This window comes from Okeania sp. SIO2C2 (assembly GCF_010692625.1).
In the GTDB taxonomy this organism is placed as follows: Bacteria; Cyanobacteriota; Cyanobacteriia; order Cyanobacteriales; family Microcoleaceae; genus Okeania; species Okeania hirsuta.
The window spans coordinates 20638-37974 of the sequence record NZ_JAAHGM010000065.1 but is presented as its reverse complement, the minus strand read 5'-3'; the positions used below and the strand labels follow the sequence as shown (position 1 = coordinate 37974).

18 protein-coding genes are annotated in these 17337 nt (G+C 35.7%); 12 read left to right on the top strand and 6 right to left on the bottom strand.

Annotated elements, in window-relative coordinates; translation table 11 throughout:
* Positions 1–295: 295 nt before the first annotated feature.
* The gene (locus F6K18_RS30305; RefSeq protein ID WP_287526447.1) at positions 296–457 is read right to left on the bottom strand and encodes a hypothetical protein; all 162 of its coding nucleotides are present in this window, start codon (positions 455–457) and stop codon (positions 296–298) included.
* Positions 458–941: 484 nt separating this feature from the next.
* Between F6K18_RS30305 and F6K18_RS30300 the strand changes: the two genes are divergently transcribed.
* A complete protein-coding gene (locus F6K18_RS30300) occupies positions 942–1502 on the top strand; it encodes a transposase (RefSeq protein ID WP_353735220.1) in 561 nt (186 codons plus the stop codon).
* Here F6K18_RS30300 and F6K18_RS30295 read toward each other — a convergent pair.
* The gene (locus F6K18_RS30295; RefSeq protein WP_287526446.1) at positions 1478–1660 is read right to left on the bottom strand and encodes a hypothetical protein; all 183 of its coding nucleotides are present in this window, start codon (positions 1658–1660) and stop codon (positions 1478–1480) included. The two genes, F6K18_RS30300 and F6K18_RS30295, sit on opposite strands and share 25 nt — an antisense overlap.
* Before the next feature lie 209 nt (positions 1661–1869).
* Here F6K18_RS30295 and F6K18_RS30290 point away from each other — a divergent pair, with 209 nt between their 5' ends.
* From F6K18_RS30290 to F6K18_RS30260, 7 genes are all read left to right on the top strand, one after another.
* Positions 1870–2439 carry a TRAP transporter small permease subunit gene (locus tag F6K18_RS30290; RefSeq protein WP_375341368.1) on the top strand — a complete coding sequence of 190 codons (570 nt, stop codon included), beginning with the start codon at positions 1870–1872 and terminating at the stop codon, positions 2437–2439.
* The gene (locus F6K18_RS30285; protein WP_287526445.1) at positions 2423–3766 is read left to right on the top strand and encodes a TRAP transporter large permease subunit; all 1344 of its coding nucleotides are present in this window, start codon (positions 2423–2425) and stop codon (positions 3764–3766) included. Before F6K18_RS30290 ends, F6K18_RS30285 begins: the two co-directional genes overlap by 17 nt.
* 207 nt (positions 3767–3973) lie before the next feature.
* Positions 3974–4165, top strand: coding sequence for a hypothetical protein (locus tag F6K18_RS30280; protein ID WP_124147528.1), 192 nt, complete (start codon positions 3974–3976; stop codon positions 4163–4165).
* Between the two features lie 186 nt (positions 4166–4351).
* Complete coding sequence (locus F6K18_RS30275) at positions 4352–4507, top strand: hypothetical protein (RefSeq protein WP_287526444.1); 156 nt, start codon at positions 4352–4354, stop codon at positions 4505–4507.
* Between the two features lie 785 nt (positions 4508–5292).
* Entirely contained in the window at positions 5293–6453 is a 1161-nt protein-coding gene (locus tag F6K18_RS30270; protein WP_287526443.1) for a cupin domain-containing protein, read from the top strand.
* A gap of 326 nt (positions 6454–6779) precedes the next feature.
* A complete protein-coding gene (locus F6K18_RS30265) occupies positions 6780–6938 on the top strand; it encodes a hypothetical protein (RefSeq protein ID WP_287526442.1) in 159 nt (52 codons plus the stop codon).
* Positions 6939–6940: 2 nt separating this feature from the next.
* Positions 6941–7951, top strand: a complete 1011-nt coding sequence (locus F6K18_RS30260) for a sucrase ferredoxin (RefSeq protein ID WP_287526441.1) — start codon at positions 6941–6943, stop codon at positions 7949–7951.
* Here F6K18_RS30260 and F6K18_RS30255 read toward each other — a convergent pair.
* From F6K18_RS30255 to F6K18_RS30240, 4 genes are all read right to left on the bottom strand, one after another.
* Complete coding sequence (locus tag F6K18_RS30255; RefSeq protein ID WP_287526440.1) at positions 7905–8375, bottom strand: GNAT family N-acetyltransferase; 471 nt, start codon at positions 8373–8375, stop codon at positions 7905–7907. The two genes, F6K18_RS30260 and F6K18_RS30255, sit on opposite strands and share 47 nt — an antisense overlap.
* Before the next feature lie 657 nt (positions 8376–9032).
* Positions 9033–9752, bottom strand: a complete 720-nt coding sequence (locus F6K18_RS30250; RefSeq protein ID WP_287526439.1) for a GUN4 domain-containing protein — start codon at positions 9750–9752, stop codon at positions 9033–9035.
* A gap of 268 nt (positions 9753–10020) precedes the next feature.
* The gene (gene rfaE2 / locus F6K18_RS30245) at positions 10021–10527 is read right to left on the bottom strand and encodes a D-glycero-beta-D-manno-heptose 1-phosphate adenylyltransferase (RefSeq protein WP_287526438.1); all 507 of its coding nucleotides are present in this window, start codon (positions 10525–10527) and stop codon (positions 10021–10023) included.
* 16 nt (positions 10528–10543) lie between these two features.
* Positions 10544–11239: a response regulator transcription factor gene (locus tag F6K18_RS30240; protein ID WP_287526437.1), complete on the bottom strand. Its 696-nt coding sequence runs from the start codon at positions 11237–11239 to the stop codon at positions 10544–10546.
* Between the two features lie 535 nt (positions 11240–11774).
* On the opposite strand from F6K18_RS30240, the gene F6K18_RS30235 reads away from it, so the two are divergent.
* The 4 genes from F6K18_RS30235 (at position 11775) to F6K18_RS30220 (ending at position 17206) form a co-directional block, all read left to right on the top strand.
* Positions 11775–12608: an HpsJ family protein gene (locus tag F6K18_RS30235; protein WP_287279454.1), complete on the top strand. Its 834-nt coding sequence runs from the start codon at positions 11775–11777 to the stop codon at positions 12606–12608.
* A 333-nt stretch (positions 12609–12941) separates the two neighbouring features.
* Positions 12942–13823, top strand: coding sequence for a glycosyltransferase family 2 protein (locus F6K18_RS30230; RefSeq protein WP_287526436.1), 882 nt, complete (start codon positions 12942–12944; stop codon positions 13821–13823).
* Positions 13824–14304: 481 nt separating this feature from the next.
* Positions 14305–16212, top strand: coding sequence for a 1-deoxy-D-xylulose-5-phosphate synthase (dxs, locus tag F6K18_RS30225; protein ID WP_287526435.1), 1908 nt, complete (start codon positions 14305–14307; stop codon positions 16210–16212).
* 160 nt (positions 16213–16372) lie between these two features.
* On the top strand, positions 16373–17206 hold the full coding sequence (locus F6K18_RS30220; protein WP_287526434.1) for a TauD/TfdA family dioxygenase: 834 nt from the start codon (positions 16373–16375) through the stop codon (positions 17204–17206).
* The last annotated feature ends 131 nt before the right edge of the window (positions 17207–17337 follow it).

Sequence of the window (17337 nt, the reverse complement as noted above, 5' to 3'; positions counted from 1 at the left end):
GTTTGCCTCTCTCCCTGCGCATTTACTAATCTAGCAACTCTACCTTTGCATGTCAACCCCTTTGAGCAAACTTTTTGATTTTTAGTAGAAATATAATCCTTACATCTCATGTCTGGAGAGGTTTTTGGCGTTAAAAAAAAATGTCAAAAAAAATTAATCAGAATGAAAATCATCTAATTTTTAGGATGAGGATGTCCCTGTTCTGTTTTATTTAGATCGAGAGTAAATTTTGAAGGCCGTATGCTTTACAGGGTGAGAAACAGTCAACTAAAATCCACCCATCACTAGACATATCTCACCTTTGGTCTAGTTTTTCTCTGGCCATACGTTCAATTACATCGCTTAAGCTATTTGCACCTAGTTCCATTTGTTTTTTCTCCAACCACTGTATAGCTGTCTCAGTCAAAGTCATAGTAAATCTACGTTTCTCTTCGTTGTAAATCTTTTTCCTGGCCATGGTTACATTTGAAAAATAAATCATATATAATATGAGTATTATATTGAAGGTCGAACAATGCAATTAGTAGAAAAACACATAATTAGCAAACAACATCAGCATTGGAAAGAATGCGATTACCTAGCTTGACAGTCGAAACATCTCTACAATGCTGCTACCTATTTACAACGGCATCACTTTTTTGGAACTGGTAAATACTACAATTCGGTAGATATCTACCACCAAACCAAAAATTTAGAAGCTTACAGGTATTTACCGACAAAGGATAAGTAAACAATATAGTTAGAAGAGTTTCAGAATCTTGGAAAGGTTGGTTAGCTGCATTATAAAGATCGGTCAAAATACCCTGATAAATATTTAGGCCAACCAAAGATTCCTAAGTATAAGCATCAAGAACTTGGTAGAAATGTTGTAATTTATCCATCAGATGCCTTGTCTAAACCTGCTTTAAACAAAGGAATAATTAAACTTTCTCAATTCTTTTATTGAATTTCCTACTTTTGTTACTAATATTAACCAAGTTCGTATTTTACCTAAGCTAAATTGCTATGTCATAGAAGTTGTTTACACTGTTTGTGATGTAGAACAAAAACAATCTAATTGCGTTGCAGGTATTGATTTAGGATTAACTAATTTAATGGCTATAACTTCAAATCAACCCGGTGTAAAACCTCTGTTGGTTAATGGTAGACCTTTAAAAAGTATCAATCAATATTTCAATAAGAAACTAGCTAAAGCTCAATCACTAGAAGCTTGGCGACAAATAAAAGAACTTAATTTCAGGCGGGATAACCGAGTAAATAATTACCTACATACAGCTAGTCGTAGAGTGATTAATTGGTGTGTAAAAAATGAAGTTTCTACTGTAGTTATTGGCAATAATCAAGGTATGAAACAAAACATACTTATAGGCAAACGCAATAATCAGCAATTCACCAAAATACCTCATAGTCGATTAATTGAGATGTTGGTATATAAAGGGTACTTAGCAGGAATTAAAGTATTAATCACCGAAGAAAGTTATACCAGTAAAGCAAGTGCTTGAGATGGTGATGAGTTACCAAGATATACACCAAACTCTAAATCTAAATATAGTTTTAGCGGTAGACGCACGACGAGAGGTTCATACAAAACTGTCAGTGGTAAATTAATCAATGCAGACACTAATGGAAGTATGAATATAGCAAGAATTGTAATTCCCAATGCTTTTGAGGGAATAGAGGGATTGCCTTTTATCCCGCTCCGTTTTAGACCTATGGACTAAGATTACTAATGTATATGTCTAGTTGTGTCTATTTATTGGTAGATATGTACAGATTTATACAAGCGGTATTTTGACAATATATAGTTATAGATATAGTTATAGTTTCGGGGCAAAATCAAATGTCCAAAACAGACTTAAGTTTAATGCTATGGGAGGACTTGTATTGAAAATACTCCTACTTGTATCTCGGATGATTGATGGTTTGAATGAATTAATTGGACGTTTCACTTATTGGTTAGTCTTACTGATGGTCTTAGTTGGTGTTTGGAATGTCATTGGACGCTATTTAGGTAGGAGCATTGGTCAAAACTTAACTTCCAACGCTTTCATTGAAGTTCAGTGGTATATTTTTGATCTGGTTTTTCTTCTTGGTGGAGCTTATTGTGTCAAACATAATCAACACGTTCGTGTAGATATTTTTTATGCTCGATGGAGTCCCAAAAGAAAAGCTCTAGTTAACTTGATTGGTACGATATTATTTTTAATTCCCTTCAGTCTCATTGTTATTTTTGTTTCTTGGGGAGCTGTTTTAAATTCATGGGCTATTCTTGAAACTTCTCCCGATCCTGGTGGGTTACCTCGTTACCCAATTAAGACAATGATTATAGTTAGCTTTGTATTGTTGTTTCTCCAAGGAATTTCTGAAACAATTAAAAATTTTGCAGTCTTTACAGGTCAATTAACAGACGGTAAGGAGTCTTATGAATCTGAGTCTTGAATATGAATGGCTAGGTCCATTAATGTTTGCAGGAGCACTGGTGCTACTTTCCCTTGGTTACCCTGTAGCTTTTTCTCTGGGTGGTGTCGCCATAATTTTTGGATTAATAGGTATTGCTTTAGATGTTTTTGACCCCATATTTCTGACTGCAATGCCCCAAAGAATTTTTGGGATTATGGCCAATTATACTTTGCTGGCTATACCCTACTTTATATTTATGGGAGCAATGTTGGAAAAGTCCGGTATTGCAGAACAACTCCTGGAAACAATGGGGATATTATTTGGCAGAGTCAGGGGTGGTTTAGCTCTAGCTGTTGTTCTTGTGGGCGCTCTTTTAGCTGCTACGACTGGTGTGGTTGCTGCTACAGTGGTGGCAATGGGGTTAATTTCTTTACCTATCATGTTGCGGTATGGATATAATAAAGAGTTGGCTACGGGTGTTATTGTTGCATCGGGAACTTTGGGACAGATTATACCTCCTAGTGTAGTTTTGGTAGTATTGGCAGACCAACTAGGAATTTCTGTTGGGGATCTTTTTATTGGCTCTATTTTGCCTGGCCTACTAATGGCAGGAACATTTGCTCTTCATGTTCTAATTGTTGCTTTTATTAGACCAGACCTTGCTCCTGCTTTACCCTCAGAGGTGCGCAGTCTAGGAGGTAAAGCTCTGGGTATTAGGGTGCTAACAGTAATGATTCCACCATTATTATTAATTTTACTGGTTTTGGGTAGTATATTTTTCGGTATTGCTACGCCGACTGAAGCTGGAGCAGTAGGGTGTGTGGGGGCGATCTCTCTGGCTCTGGCCAATGGTCGATTTAGTTGGACTTCTTTGAGAAATGTATGTGATGTGACTCTCAAGACAACTACGATGGTGATGTTTATACTTCTTGGGTCAACTGCTTTTAGTTTGGTTTTCCGGGGGGTTGAAGGCGATCGCTTTATGTTTGATTTACTTTCTAATCTTCCTGGGGGAACGACAGGTTTTTTATTTGTCAGTATGACAATTGTTTTTTTGCTTGGTTTTTTTATCGACTTTTTTGAGATTGCTTTTATTGTTGTACCTTTATTTGTACCTGTTGCTCAACAACTTGGAATTGATTTGGTTTGGTACGGTGTAATATTGGGGGCTAATCTTCAAGCATCTTTTTTAACGCCTCCCTTTGGATTTGCACTATTTTACCTAAGGGGTGTCGCACCTCCAGAGGTTACTACTGGTGAGATTTATCGAGGTGCTATTCAATTTATCTTACTTCAGTTATTGGTATTAGTTATAATTATTTCTTTTCCAGGTATTGTTAATTTTCTGCCATCATTAAGCAGATAAAGGTTTCAACTCAAAAGCTTGAGCTGATATAGATAAAACTTTTCAGCTCTTTCAACGAATTTTCAAGCTCCAGGAGTTGCTTCAAAATAATTAAAAGTTTTTCTCAACTATTGCAGAAACCAAGGAGTTTAATATATACTGATTTTCAACTCCAGTTCATAGGGAGTTATTGAGAACAAATTATAGCTAAATTTGGAGAGATAAAGTATGTCACAGAGTTTTAATGTTCAGCAAGCTCGGCCTAGTAAAATTCAAATAGAAGTCACAGACATACCTGTGTTACAGGGAAAAAACTTGGCATCAGGATTAAATTTTGATGCAGATGGTGGCGACCGTAATTTTGATGCAGATGGTGGCGATCGTAACTTTGACGCAGATGGCGGTGACCGTCATCATTAATAGTTAAGTATTCAAGTCTTTTAATTTTTGTTTTGAATATTTAGGGGGGTAAATACAGAAAGCGAAAACTTCTCTAAAATTCATCAAACTTACTCATAACTATAGCTATAAAACTAAAATGAGTAAGTTTGCTCAGTTGTCTATCAATTGAGCCGTTAATTTCGTGGAAAAAGAGTAACAAGAGGGTTGTATAAAACCAGGGAAAATAAATTATTAAATGCTGAGATAAATGAGGCATTTAATATAATTAAAAAAGTAATTCCTGATGTCTTTGACCAAGGAATAAAGGGTTTGCCGTTTAACCCTGTAGTGGTCGATCCACTACAAATGACTAGACTTTGAGACCTTTGATTAAGTTTGAGTAAGTTTAGTTGAGCAGTTAAGATTTACCATTTATTCTCCTGTAAACTAGAAATTTAGATATCAAGTGGTGACAATAAAACATATCTGATGGTAAAAGCTTTACCCCTTCTTAATAAAAAGATTGAGAATATTTTTTTCAAAATTACATTGATTATATTTTTTGATCTCTTTATACAGTCCAAGAAGCATTTATAGTTATTTCAGTTTAGATTCGGACAAGGGTTTCTTGCCACAGAAGGGTATCAGAAGAAAAAGTGTTTTATTTTGATTTGAAATGACTATACTAAATTGACATACTCTCAGTCCTAAAGGTGCCAAGTAAAAAAGGTTATTGGTTAGGTCTGAGAATGACAAAGTATTCCAGGTTTATCGACATATCAAATAATACAAAACCAATTTTAGGGAGCTTTTAATATAAGAAAGTTAAGAACTCTAGAAAAAAACCATTATGGTGATTATTTGAAAAAATAAATAGGATAAATTTCTCAATTATGTCTTGCCTAAAATATTTAATACAGCCATAATACTTACCTTATCTATATCTATCTATCAAAAAATAAAAAATCAATTTTAGGTGGCTTTATAATATAAGTAGCTAAACATAATTAATTGCATAACTATATTCTCTGTAATGCCTATATAATAAGGGCTTTAGTATTGCCCGAATTGCAATTAGTCTTGTGTACCCACTTAAGAAAGTTAAGAATTCTGGAAAAATCCATCTTATGATTATTTGAAAAAATAAATAGGAAAAATTCTCGATTATGTCGCGCTTAAAATACTTAATACAGCCATTACCCCAGGAAGAGTTTCTGGAAAACAACTGGACTAAAAAAGCGATCGCCATCTCCAGTAAAGGACAGAAAGATTTTACAGACCTATTTTCATGGGACAAACTCAACCATCTATTGAACTTTCATCAAATAAAATATCCCGATGTGCGCGTGGCATTTGATGGAAAAGTTCTGGAGGCCAAAGAAAATAAAAATCTTACCCAGTGGTGTCAGAAAGGTGGGACCTTAATCATAGACCAAATTCATCAAAGGATTCCAGAGGTTTCAATGTTGGCCTCAAAACTTAGTTATGAATTAGGATATCCTACTCAGGTCAATGCTTACTGTTCCTGGTCTAGTAAACAAGGTTTTTCTCGCCATTACGATACTCACGATGTTTTTATTTTGCAAGTAGAAGGAAGCAAACAATGGTATGTCTATATAGACACTTTAAAATACCCATTGCCAAACCAAAAATCATCCTCTCTTGAACCACCAGAAGAAGAAGCTTATTTAAGTTGTATTTTGCATCCAGGAGATGTACTTTATATACCTCGCGGACATTGGCATTACGCAGTTACAAAAGAGGAACCATCTATTCATCTAACTTTAGGTATTCACAGTAAAACAGGTATCGATCTATTGGAATGGTTAATCTGTAAATTACAACACAGAGAACAGTGGAGAGAAAGTCTACCTTTAAGAGTAGATAATAATTCTTTTAATCTAAGTATAGAAAGATTAATTAAAGACTTAGAACAGTATATAAATAACCATAATATTAGCGAAGAATATTATAGCTATCTAGATAGTTTAGGAAAACCTATCTATCAATATGCTTTGCCATATCAAGCTGGATTCAATATATTTGCTAATGGTATTGAAACTAAGTTTAAAATACCTCAATTTCAACGTTTACAAATTTCTCAAATAGCTGAGGAAGAAGATGAATATAAAATCATAGTTTCTGGTAAAGAAGTATCTATTAAAGGAGTGCCAGAAAAGTTTATTGAAAATTTATTTAGTCGAGAAACATTTACTGGAAAAGACGTCATAAATCTACTCCAAGATTATGATTGGGAAATAGATATTATGCCAATGTTATCGAAGTTAGTTAATGAAAAAGTTATTTTTGTAGCACCAGGAGTTTAAACATGAATACATATATTTGATAATGCCATGAAAACTAAGGTAAGCATTCAGCAATTAGCCATCAGCTATCAGCTATTTGTTATTAACTCACTATCATACTAGAGGGGAATTATCCACCAAGGAGAATTAAAATTCATAAATGAAATTGACTATAACCTAACCTCAGTTCTTACTTGAATATGTTCAAAAGCTGAATGCTAATAGCTGAATGCTGACAAACTAAGTTTAAAATACCTCAATTTCAACGTTTACAAATTTCTCAAATAGCTGAGGAAGAAGATGAATATAAAATCATAGTTTCTGGTAAAGAAGTATCTATTAAAGGAGTGCCAGAAAAGTTTATTGAAAATTTATTTAGTCGAGAAACATTTACTGGAAAAGACGTCATAAATTTACTCCCAGATTATGATTGGGAAATAGATATTATGCCAATGTTATCGAAGTTAGTTAATGAAAGAGTTATTTTTGTAGAACCTGGAGTTTAAACATGAGTACATTTTTTTGCGCTGATGCTTGCCGACAAGCAAATGAAGATATTATTGGAAGTGGTACAAATTATTCAGTATATGTGTTGATAGAGTGCCCTTACCCTTGGGATTATAATGCTTGCGAGTCTCGTTATCTACCGGAAAACTTAGAGATTTTGATGAGAGAAGTCAATAAATCTCAACTTTCAGTCAGATTTTTACTAATTACTCAAAATCAAAATAAAAGACAAAATAATAGAAAAATTTTAATCTATGAAAAAGAGCAAAGTTTATTTGTAAGTGGTTATAAAAAATATGAATTTGATGTAGATCATCCTGAAAAAATAGCTCCTGTTATTCAAAAATATTTAGCAGGGGATAATTTAGATATTAATATTCAAGAAAATCAAGTTAGGGATATGTTAGTTTGTACTCACGGTAGCCATGACAAGTGCTGTGCTAAATATGGTAATCCGTTTTATATGCAAGCTAAAAAAACTATTTCTGAATTGGGTATAAAAAATACTAGGATTTGGAAAGCAAGTCACTTTGGTGGCCATAGATTTGCACCGACTATGATTGATTTTCCTGATGGTAGATATTATGGCTTACTAGATCGGGAATCTTTTAAGTCTATTTTGCTACGAACGGGCAATATTAAATCATTAGGTGGTGTGTATCGAGGTTGGGGCATTTTACCAACTTGTATTCAGGCGTTGGAAAGGGAACTTATGTTCCACCATGGTTGGGAATGGTTTGAGTATAAGATTAATTTTTTAGATATTGATATAAATTCTGATAGAACGTTAATTCAAACTCAATTAGCTGTAGTTAAACCAGATGGTTCTAGATACACTTGTGAAGGTAGGTTAGTCAAAGATGAAAGTAAAACTATTCAACTTAAAGGTTCCTGCGATGCTACTAATAGTTATGAATTTATAAAGTATTATGTTAGCCATATTAATTTTACAATTGAACGGAAAATTACTGAGAAAGTGCTTGTAAATTATCCTCAGAAAAAAGCAAGTTAAAGTACATAAATTGATGGGGTATGCCTAAAAATTGAAATGGCTCACCAGTTTCAATAAAACCTATTCTTTTATAGAACTTAGAAGCACTGAGACGAGTCATTACTCTCAAAGAGAGTAGTTGTTTTTCCTTAGCAATTTCAATGATTTTTTTGATTAAAGCTGTTCCTACTCCCTGAGATTGAAATTCAGGCAAAACAGAAAGATATGCAATACTTCCTAATTCCTGAGATATTTCCCGGAGTCTAGCTGACCCAATAATTTGTTGTTCGCAAATAGCAATAATATGTAAAGCACTATCTTCATATTCATCTTTTTCTGTTCCTATCTCCATATTTATTGGTGCTCTTAATACTAACCAACGTTGATAATACATTGCATCTTTTTCTTGTTGGTTTTGAATTAAGCGAATTTGAAATTCTCTCATTTTTCAAGCATCTTTAATGGGTGCATATAAATTTTGAATATTGCTTTTAGGCAACAGGCAACAGGGAACAGGGAACAGGGAACAGGGAACAGGGAATAGGGAATATATAGGAAAAAAGTATTTTTGCAAATATTTAAGATGCACCCTATTTAATTATGGCTTACCGATTAAATATCAAACCATTAACTGAGATTGACTAAAGCCTTTTTTGGGTAGAAAATAAGGTAAGCATTCAACCCTCAGCTATCAGCTTCATTAGCTTGAATTGTATAGGTTAAAAACTCAAAACAAGTCTTTCTTGTGTTTCAATTTATTTATGGGTGAAAAATGTAGTATAAGTTAAACGAATTTTTACTTCATTCATTAAAAAGCTGTTTGTGTAGCATTCCGCAGGAAGAGCTGACCGCTAATAGCTGTTTGCGCAGCATTCCGCAGGAAATGCTGAGGAAAAAAGTACCAGGTTTTCAGTCCAAAACCCTCAAAAAGTTAGCATAAAAGGCATAATAATTGCAGAAAAATAACTCTAACAATTGTTCCAACTACCTCCTAATTAAATGCTATTCTCCGTTCCTCCTAGCTACTCTCTACTCCTTCACTCTCCCACTCCTGAAAAAGACTTTTTCAGCAAACCCTAATTAAAGGCGATCGCCATTCTGATTAAGACCAAGCGGGATGAGATAATATAGAGGCAAACATTCGCACCCCACGCAGTAAATTGGATAGAGGCAGATGGCCTTTTGGCGCACTCAAATCCCAAGTAAATTCATTTGGATATCTCGTCCAACTATTCCCATTTTTCCAGCCGATTTTTGGTAACAACTTATCCCAATTTTTACCTACACTTAACCACATTTCTCTCTGTACAGAATACCCAAATTTACCTTCTGAATAAACTAACCACATGGTATTAATAGTCTGCAAATCTGGAATGGGAATACTATCTACTTCGGAAAAATAAAGCCATTTTCTTTGTATAGCTGCCTCTCCTGCCAATTCACACAATTTTTGCATAGTTAATTTATCAGCTTCTAAAAAATCTTGATGAGCTAGTTTGACTTGTATATGACTATAGTCAACATTAGATTCTGATTTTATCGGTACAATTCCTAGAGGAAAGTTTTTATTTATAAATTCATCAACTTTCGATGAATCTATTTGACGTAAAACTTGGTATATTTTTCCTGAAATTATACTAGGTGAATCTGATTTTTGTGCTTGTAAAAATTCCATTAATATTTGCCAACCATCATTCCCTGTTTGTGCCAAAATAGGAATTACTTGTAGCTGTTTTTTTTCAGAACCAGATTCTAATTGAGACTGCAGTTCAGCTATATTAGATGAAGCGTTTGTTGTAGAATTAATCATTGATTCTGTCATAAAATTACTGTGTATTTCAGCTGTTGAAGTTATATGAAATATAAAAAAGAATGCTACGAATAATTTAGCTGGTTAAAAAACTTTACCCAGAAATGTCGATTTGACTCAAAACAGAGTTTTACTCTAATAAATGATATGTAGGTTGTTCCTACTAACTCTGCCCTCCTGTAAGTCGCCCTACTGATGGCTCCCCTACCTGACTCCTGGAAACAGCCGTGCGTATTTGTAGCCAAAATTTTAGTATTTCATATTAATTGGTAATTTACAACTATTTATTATCTAAAATACGATTAATAATTGCAGTAGTGGAAGTCGAAACTTCTATTTGAACTAAAGAAATTTTACCACCATATTCCATAACTTTTGGTGCTTCTGGCAATGTATCAACCGAATAGTCCCCACCTTTAACATAGATATCAGGTTTCAGCCGTTCTATCAGATGATTAGCAGTCGTTTCATCAAACATTACTACTCCATCCACTGGTTTTAGAGCGACTAAAACTTCTGCCCGTTGGTCTTGGGGAATAATTGGCCGCACAGGATATCCCGATTGTTGTGGCTTAATTTTTTGTACCGATCGATCGCTATTTAACCCTACTATTAGTGAGCGTCCCAAAGATTTAGCTGCCCATAAATAGCGAATATGTCCTGCATGAAGTAGATCAAAGCATCCATTTGTAAATACTAAAGGTCGCCAATCAGTTGGTTGAAAATTGATTGTCTGTTCTAGTTCAATTAAATTGTACAAACCAGAAATTAGTTTTTGGGAGTCCATTCTTTAATATTTATCTTTATGTTTGATCTTCATTGACGTTTTGTCCAGTAGGTACTTGATATCCATTTTCAAAAGCATAACGAACCAACTGGGAGCGATTTTCTAAACTTAACTTTCTCATTATTTTACTCAAATGAGTTTGTACAGTTCGAGGACTAATAAATAGGCGATCGCTGATCTGTTTATTTGTCAAACCTTGAGCTACTTCCCAAAAAACTCTTTCTTCTGCTGGAGTTAGAGGTAGTGGTTCGGGGATATCCTGAGATTTTGTTGTTTGAGTTAGATGCTTTTCAATAAGCTTTTTTATTTCCAAATGAACTCGACGAGAACGGTCTAATTGAGCCTCAATTTTTGCTACCAATTCTCGCATTTCAACAGGCTTATTTATATAGTCATCTGCTCCCATAGATAAACCCAAAATTCTGTCTTCTAACTCTCCTTTACTCGATAGAAATATAAATGGTACTAATTTACCTAAATCACTAGAGCGTAAACGTTGACAAAATTCCAAACCATCCATTTGTGGCATCATTATATCAGAAACAATTAAATCCGGATTTAATTGTTCTAATATTGATAGTGCATCTAAACCAGAATTTGTATCTTTGACCTCATATCCTTGTAATTCTAGATGTCGTTTTAATAGACTTCTTAAGCTGTCTTCATCATCTACTATTAGTATTTGTTTCTTGTTCTCAATGTTATCGTTCATTGCTGATTTAATCCTCCTCGTTTACCCATTTATACTAGAATAATATCTTTTTTTAAAATGATATAGTAGATATAGTAATTTCAAATAAGAATGAAACACTTTTTCTGCTGAAAGTCTTTCAAGGCAAGAAACCCTTGTCTCAATCTAAACTGAAATGACTATATTTGTGATTTTCATTAGTATTTTTTTTGCCGACTGTAGTTTTTAGCATTATTTCTTGTTTTTAACAATTACTGAATCAATTAATTTTTTTGAGATTGTTATTTAACTTAATACGAAATCTTACCTAATTTATTTGAACATTACTATAAAAAAGTCAATATGATAGGTTTGAAGATCAAAAATAAAACTGTTAAAATAAGCTTAGTCAAGTAAAAAAATTGGGTCTTGTAAAGAATGGTAGCAATTTGGACTATTTATAGACCATTATTACACAATATATACTTCAGTACCATCAGTAGTAGAGTGCATCCTCAGAATTTAAGACCTGCTATACCCACAAGTGAACGATAATTTGATAACTTAGTAAAATGCCATGAAAGCAACAAACATTCGTCAATATTCCTCAATAGCTGCTAGGACTCTTACAATAGTAGGGATAATTATGATTTTGTCTTCTCTACTCGACTTTGTAGTATTGTCAATTCCTTTCAATATAAGTAGTAGAGCATGGCAAATTGGTCTAGTGACACAGTTAGTTGATCGAGGAATTATTCCTATGGTAGGAATGGCCTTATTATTTACAGGCTATTGGGTAACCAGTAATTCTGGCCTTCAAGATCACTCCACATCCTCTATATTAGATTTGAGATTTTGGGGACTTTTACTAGCCAGCTTATTAGGACTAATATATTTGTTACTATTTCCTCTACATTTAAATAATACTCGTCTAGCTCGGGCAGAGGCCATTGAACGAATAAATCAGCAAGCAAGTACAGCTGAAACACAATTAGAAGCTCGTGTCAGTACCAGCGAATTTCAAAATCAGATACAACAAAGACAAAGTCAATTAAAAAATCAATTTAGTACTTTGTTAGGAGATGAAACTAGGCTGAATGAAGCGTTAGAAAATGAACAATTATCAGAGCAAGTGAAAAGCTTGTTAGAACAATCAAAAGAAAATCCTCAAATTATAGATGAATTTCTCAATCGTCAGGCACAACAATTACCAACTCAACTTTTAACTAGAATTCGTACTCGCAAGCAAGAATTAGAAGAACAAGCTAACAGCAATTCTTTTAAATCAAGTGTTAGAACAGGTTTTAGCAGTTTACTTTTAGCAGTAGGCTACATTATGATTGGTTGGACAGGTTTAAAAAATATGGGAATTATTAAAGGTAAAGGACGTCGCCAAAATCCTGCTAGATAGTTAATTGAATGCAAAATAATATCTCACAATATTTACAGTATTTAGAGATAAGAACTTTAAATAATTAGGTAGGGCATTCAACAATTAATAATTAACAATTAATAATTACCTCTCCTTAAAAAGAAGAGGGTTGACGCAAAAGGGAAATTTTTTTATTTTTTATCCTTTAAAGGAAAGGCTTTAAACCTTAATTATTAGGTAAGAGTTAATTGTTGACAGTAAGGATAAGGTATAAACTTCATCCTAATGATCAATGCCCTACCTTTGAATATCATAATTTCATTTCCGCATTTACGAGCTTAATCACAAAGAGCAGTTACTAAAATTTACCGAATGTTCTCAATTTATATACTGACTTACAACGAAGAGATAGATATCGCGGCTTGTATTGGGTCAGCAATGTTGTCAAATGACATTATAATAGTAGACTCCTTAAGTAGCGATCGGACTGTAGAAATAGCAAAATCTTATAATGTAAGAACAGTTCCACATAAATTTGAAAGCCATGGAAAACAACGAACATGGATGCTACAGGAAGTTCCTACAAAATACGAATGGGTCTATATCCTAGAAGCAGACGAACGAATGACCCTGGAATTATTCAACGAATGCCTAGAAGTAATAAACAGTCAAAAAGAATATATTGGGTATTATGTTGCAGAGCGGGTCATGTTTATGGGGACTTGGATTCGCTACAGCACACAATATCCCCGATACCAGATGCGCTTATTTCGTAAAGACAAAGTATGGTTTACCGATTATGGTCACACAGAAAGAGAAGTTTGTGACGGTCCCACAAGTTTTTTGAAAGAAACTTATCCCCACTACACCTGCAGCAAAGGAATTTCTCGGTGGATAGAAAAGCACAATCGCTATTCTACAGATGAAGCAGCAGAAACAGTTAGACAACTAGAAACAGGAAACGTATCTTGGAAAAATCTATTTTTTGGAGCTTCAGAAGTAGATAGAAGACGTGCCCTCAAAGATTTTTCCTTACGCTTGCCCTTTAGGCCAATAATTCGCTTCATATATATGTATATTTTCCTGAAAGGATTTCTTGATGGCCAAGCAGGATTAGCTTGGTGTACCTTGCAAGCTTTCTACGAATATCTCATACTAATGAAAGTCTGGGAAATTAAAAATATGCCTGTACCATCATTAACTTCAGCCATTGATGCCAATTCATCAAAAGTAGAAATAGAGGCAAAAGGCTGAAACATAACTTAACCATTGGAGCAACTGTTGCTTGCTAGAGCTTAAAAACATAGACTATCCAAGACTTATATCTACAAAATGTCCATGTTTTTACGCCATTAATTTGTGTTATTATCACTTATGTCTGCTAGGACCAGAGGATTTTAGCAACGATTATGGAGTGTTTTGCACTCGACTTTTCATAAGGATGAAAACCCTAGAGGGAATCCTAAACTCAATGTGTTTGAGCGGAACATTAACCTTCTTTGCCAGTAAACTTATGGACAGGTGAGCCAGAAAATCGCTCTTAGTCACCGATGAAGAGCGTGTCTAGGATTGTCTAGATTTTTAGAAGGTGCTAAATAGCTATAGTGATTAAATTGTTGAGTTTACTGATTATATTAGCCCCACCCACAAAGGCTGATTATTACAAGGTAAATCAATCGTTAATATTGCCCAGTAAACATCGTAAATCTACACAAAACCTCAATAAATTTAAAGTATGCATCTGAGCGAAATTTCTCATCCTAACCAGTTGCACGGTCTTTCAATTCATCAATTAGAAGAAATTGCTAGACAAATAAGAGAAAAACATCTAGAAACTGTTGCTACAAGTGGAGGACATCTAGGTCCGGGATTAGGAGTAGTAGAACTCACCCTAGGTCTCTACCAAACTCTCGATCTCGATCGGGATAAAGTCCTATGGGATGTCGGCCACCAAGCTTATCCCCACAAAATTATCACGGGTCGATATCAAAATTTCCATACCTTGCGGCAAAAAGATGGGGTGGCAGGTTATCTAAAACGTTGTGAAAGCAAATTCGACCATTTCGGTGCGGGTCATGCTTCTACAAGTATCTCTGCTGCTTTAGGAATGGCCTTAGCTAGAGATATGAAAGGAGAGAATTTTAAGGTAGCAGCAATTATCGGTGATGGCGCTCTAACTGGTGGTATGGCCTTAGAAGCTATTAACCATGCAGGTCACTTACCTAAAACTAATATGCTGGTAGTGCTCAATGATAATGAGATGTCCATCTCTCCTAATGTGGGAGCTATTTCTCGCTATCTTAACAAAATGCGCCTCTCTCCACCAATCCAGTTTCTTAAAGATAATTTAGAAGAACAATTCAAACATATTCCCTTTGTAGGTGAAACCTTTACACCAGAAATGGAAAGGCTCAAAGAAGGGATGAAGCGTTTGGCAGTATCAAAAGTGGGAGCAGTTATTGAAGAATTGGGCTTCACTTATATTGGTCCTGTTGATGGACATAACTTAGAAGAACTAATTACAACTTTCAAGCAAGCTCACGAAATTCCTGGGCCTGTATTAGTTCATGTTTCTACAACTAAGGGTAAAGGATATGCGGTGGCAGAAGAAGATCAAGTCGGCTATCATGCTCAAAATCCCTTTAATCTAGCTACTGGCAAAGCTTTACCAGCAAACAAGCCAAAGCCTCCCAAATACTCTAAAGTTTTTGCCCATACCCTGGTTAAACTTGCCGAAAATAATCCTAAAATTATCGGTATTACTGCTGCCATGGGAACTGGTACCTGTCTGGATAAACTTCATGCTAAGTTGCCAAAACAATATATTGATGTTGGTATTGCCGAACAACACGCTGTTACTCTAGCTGCAGGATTAGCTTGTGAAGGGATGCGACCTGTGGCGGGTATTTACTCGACTTTCTTACAACGAGCTTATGACCAAATTATCCATGATGTTTGTATTCAAAAGTTACCTGTTTTCTTCTGTTTAGACCGCGCTGGAATTGTGGGAGCTGATGGCCCTACTCACCAGGGAATGTATGATATTGCCTATTTACGTTGTATCCCCAATATGGTAATTATGGCACCTAAAGATGAGGGTGAGTTGCAACGGATGGTGGTTACTGGGATTAACTATACAGATGGTCCTATTGCGATGCGGTATCCTCGTGGTAATGGTTATGGGGTGCCATTAATGGAAGAGGGTTGGGAAGCTATTCCTATTGGTAAGGGTGAAATTCTCCGTAATGGCGATGATGTTTTGATATTGGGCTATGGGTCGATGGTACATCCGTCCATGCAAACTGCGGAAATTCTCAGCGAACATGGTATTGCAGCTACAGTGGTAAATGCTCGTTTTGTCAAGCCTTTGGATACAGAATTAATTTTACCTTTGGCACAACGCATCGGAAAGGTTGTGACTATGGAGGAAGGCTGTTTGATGGGTGGTTTTGGTTCGGCAGTTACGGAAGCTTTGATGGATAATAATGTGCTTGCACCTGTGTTACGTTTGGGTGTACCTGATAAGTTGGTAGATCATGCTAAACCTGATGAGTCGAAGGCAGATTTAGGTTTGACTCCCTCGCAGATGGCAGAACGTATTTTGCAAAGTTTTAAGTCGAAGTTATCGACTGTTAACGTTTAATATTTTTGTTGGAAGTTTTAAATAGACTTTTGGTGAAAAATTAATGTAGGGAGGTTCCATGGAATCTCCCTACAAGTTTTTCTCTACAAGGCTTATTTCCTGTCTTATTTAATTTTTATTCTTCAGCAGAAAAAGCTAAATTTATGCAAAAGGGGAAATAATGGACAACGGGGTACACCGCAACTATCGCTACATTAAAGTGCATCCGATTGCAGGTGCAATAGGGGCAGAAATCCAAGGGGTAAATCTGGCAGAACCCCTCAAAAGTGAAGTCGTTGAGGAGATTCGCCTTGCCTTTCTCGATCACTTAGCGATCTTTTTCACTAATCAAGAACTTACCCCTCACCAACAGCTTGCCTTCGCCCAGAAGTTTGGTAAGGTAATGGAGTACCCGCTGCTTCAGGGATTGCCTAAATGTCCGCAGATCACACCGGTAGTGAAGTTGGAGCATGAGCGGGCGAACTTTGGGGGTATGTGGCATTCCGATACTACCTATCTAGAGCGTCCACCGATGGGGAGTATCCTCTACGCTGTTGAGATTCCGCCATACGGTGGCGACACTCTTTTCGCCAACCAGTATATGGCTTACGAAACCCTATCGGAAGGTCTTAAGGAGACCCTGGAAGGACTTGTTGGCATCAACACCTCGTCAAAAGCTCATGCCTTTCTAAGCAATGCTAGTCTTGAGCAGGAGGTGATAGTCGGCACCCATCCAGTCGTGCGCACGCACCCAGAAACTGGGAGGAAGGCGCTTTACATAAACACTAACCATACAAAGCACTTTCAGGGGTGGACGGTGTCCGAAAGCCGACCTCTGCTAGACTATCTCTTCGAGCATCAAGTCAGACCGGAGTTCACCTGCCGCTTTCGCTGGCAGCGTGGTTCCCTTGCCTTCTGGGATAATCGCTGCACTCAGCATAATCCGGTGAATGACTATCAAGGGTTCAAACGTATCATGCATCGTGTTACATTGGCTGGGGACAAGCCGTACTGAATGCTGAGAATGTATACCGTTTTACGGAAGTCAAAAGCGAGTGCGTAATTCTGAGGTTTCCTCAGAATGTAAGACGCACTCAAGACAGTTAAAAGTCAAAAGTTAAAAGTAAGATTTTATAGGCTTAAAAC